The 2,676-nt window shown below is 70.9% G+C and carries 4 protein-coding genes; all 4 read right to left on the reverse strand.

Features of this window, described 5'->3' with window-relative positions; all coding sequences use genetic code 11:
• Nucleotides 1–408 (reverse strand): ATP-binding cassette domain-containing protein (locus tag AB0G02_RS34545; protein ID WP_360802921.1); only part of this gene is annotated, 408 nt, incomplete at its 3' end.
• Complete coding sequence (locus AB0G02_RS34550) at nt 408–632, reverse strand: MbtH family protein (protein ID WP_360802911.1); 225 nt, start codon at nt 630–632, stop codon at nt 408–410. The genes AB0G02_RS34550 and AB0G02_RS34545, both read right to left, overlap by 1 nt.
• Nucleotides 633–725: 93 nt before the next feature.
• The gene (locus AB0G02_RS34555) at nt 726–1,931 is read right to left on the reverse strand and encodes a cytochrome P450 (RefSeq protein ID WP_360802914.1); all 1,206 of its coding nucleotides are present in this window, start codon (nt 1,929–1,931) and stop codon (nt 726–728) included.
• A gap of 17 nt (nt 1,932–1,948) precedes the next feature.
• The coding region (locus AB0G02_RS34560) for an ABC transporter permease (RefSeq protein ID WP_360802918.1) at nt 1,949–2,676 on the reverse strand (728 nt) is incomplete at its 5' end.

A 2,676-nucleotide genomic window follows, 5' to 3' on the forward strand; every position in this document is an offset into this window, starting at 1 on the left:
GTAGGTGCCCACCGGCCGGTCGCCCGCGCCGACGAGGTCGAAGCGCTCCAGCAGCTCCTGCGCGCGGCGGCGGGCGCCCGCGCCGCCCAGGTGCAGCAACCGGCCCAGCAGCACCAGGTTCTCGCGGCCGGTCAGCAGCTCGTCCACCGCGGCGTTCTGGCCGGCCAGGCCGATCCGGCGGCGCACCTCGCGGGGGTGCTCGACCACGTCGTACCCGGCGACCCTGGCCTGCCCGCCGTCCGGCACGAGCAGCGTCGCCAGGGCGCGCACCGCGGTGGTCTTGCCCGCGCCGTTCGGACCGAGCAGGCCGAGCACCGACCCGGTCCGCACGGACAGGTCGATGCCCCGCAGCGCCTCGGTCTTGTCGTAGGTCTTGCGCAGCCCGGTGACTTCGATGGCGAGGTCCATCATCCCGCCCTGCCCTCACCCAGGGCCGCCTCGCGGAGGCTGCGGGGCCGCATGTCGGTCCAGTTGTCCTCCACGTAGGAGAGGGCGGCCTCGCGCGTCGACTCGTCGAGCGCGATGCTCCACCCGGCCGGCACCTCGGCGAACGCCGGCCAGAGGCAGTGCTGGCCCTCGTCGTTCACCAGCACGAGGAACCTGCCGTCCTGATCGTCGAAGGGGTTCGTCATTCGGTTCTCCGTACCCTCGGGCGGATGGGGACCCCGGTCGTGCCATGCTCGCGAGCCGCGCTGACCGGGCGCTGACGTATCGGTGACGCCTGGTCAGGCCGCCGACAAGCGGACCGGCAGGCTGCTGTAGCCGTGCACGAAGTTCGAGTACAGGCGGGTGGGCGGTCCTTCGACGTGGATCTCCGACACCAGGTCGCGCAGCCCTTCCAGCACGGACGACACGTGCGCGCGGCCCAGGTAGGCGCCGAGGCAGAAGTGCGGGCCGAAGCCGAACGCGATGTGCCGGTTGGGCGTGCGGGCCAGGTCGAACCGCGCCGGGTCGTCGAACACGTCCTCGTCGAAGTTCGCCGAGCTGTTCCACATGGTGACCACGTCGCCGTCGCGGATGGTCCGGCCGCCGAGCTCCACGTCGGCCACCGCGCGCCGGCCGAAGTGCATGGCGGGCGTGGTCCAGCGCAGGACCTCCTCGGTGGCGGTGCCGAGGGACACCTCGCCGTCCTTCAGCGCCCGCCACTGGGCGGGGTTCTCGGCCAGGGCCAGGATCGCCCCGATGGACGACATCCGGCTCGACTCGTCCGCGCCCAGGATCAGGCTGTAGGAGTTGAAGACGACCTCGTCCTCGGGCAGCGGCCTGCCGTCGACCAGGCCGTTGGCCAACGCGCTGAGCACGTCGTCGCCGGGGTTGCGGCGGCGCTGGTCGGCCAGGTCGGTGAAGTACAGCAGGATCTCGTTGCGGGCCAGCCACTCGTCCATCTCGCTGTCGGCCGAGCTGATGCGGCTCAACGTGCGGTTGTTCCAGTCGACCAGCTTGGGCCGGTCCGCGATCGGCACGTCCATCAGGTCACCGATGGTGTTGATCGGGATGTGGTCCGCGACGTCGGTGGCGAAGTCGCACGACCCGCGCTCGATCACCGAGGTCAGCAGCGCCCTGGTGCGGTTGCGGACCTGCTCGGCCACCGACTCCAGGAAGCGCGGCGAGAACGACTTGAGCATCAGGTTGCGCACCGCGCGGTGGTGCTCGCCGTCGGTGACGGCGAGCATCTTGCCCGACGCGGAGTCGTGGCCCTGCAACAACGTGGTCAGCACGTTGCCGCGTTCGGACGTGAAGTTCCTGTTGTCCTTGTAGGCGGTGACGCAGTCGGCGTGGCGGGTCACCACCCAGAAGCCGGGGTTGTCGCCGCGCGGCTCGTTCCAGTGCACCGGGCTCTCGGCGCGCAGGTGGCGCCACAGCTCGTGCAGGTCCACGTCCAGGAACGTCTGCGGGTCGGCGAGGTCGAGGGTGGCCGGATCGGCGATCATTGCGCGGTGCCGTCCCTTCAGGCGTTGCGGTAGCGGCGGACGCTCAGCACGGACGTGACCAGGAACAGCAGGCCGAGCGACACGAGGATCACCAGGCTCGGGTTCCGGGCCGGGAACCCGGTGGCGGTGGCCGCGGAGTTGCCCCACAGGTCCCGGCAGGCGCTGATCACCGAGCTGACCGGGTTCCACTGGGCGATGGTCTGGATGCCGGTGGGCAGCTTGTCCGGGGACAGGAAGCCGGTGGACAGGAACGAGAACACCACCGCGACCAGGCCGCCGACGGACTCGATCGTCTCCAGGTTGCGGATCGCCAGGCCCAGCAGCACCCCCACCCACAGCACGGTGAAGATGAACACCGCCAGCAGCCCGAACCCGGCCAGCGCGGACAGGATCCCGTGGTGCGGGCGCCAGCCGAACAGCAGGCCGAACGCCGTGACGACGGCCAGGCCGATCATGCTGATCGCCAGGTCCGCGAGGACGTGCCCGATCAGCACGGCCGAGCGCGAGATGGGCAGCGAGCGGAACCGGTCCACCAGGCCGCCCTGCACGTCCAGCGCCACCGCGATCGCGGTCGGGCCGACGCTGGCCAGGCCGACCTGCGCCGCCACGCCGGCGAAGATGAAGTCGATGTAGTTCGTGCTGCCCGGGATGTCGATGGCGTTGGAGAACATGTAGCCCAACGCGATCATGGTGACGAGCGGGTTGAGCGTGATGCCGACCAGCCGGCCGGGGTTGCGGCGCAGCC

The organism is Actinosynnema sp. NPDC023658, from assembly GCF_040639995.1.
Classification (GTDB): Bacteria; Actinomycetota; Actinomycetes; order Mycobacteriales; family Pseudonocardiaceae; genus Actinosynnema.

Bases quoted from the DNA above. Each gene is read 5' to 3' on its own strand.
- AB0G02_RS34555 (WP_360802914.1), bottom strand. From the start codon at position 1,931: ATGATCGCCGATCCGGCCACCCTCGACCTCGCCGACCCGCAGACGTTC.
- AB0G02_RS34550 (WP_360802911.1), bottom strand. From the start codon at position 632: ATGACGAACCCCTTCGACGATCAGGACGGCAGGTTCCTCGTGCTGGTG.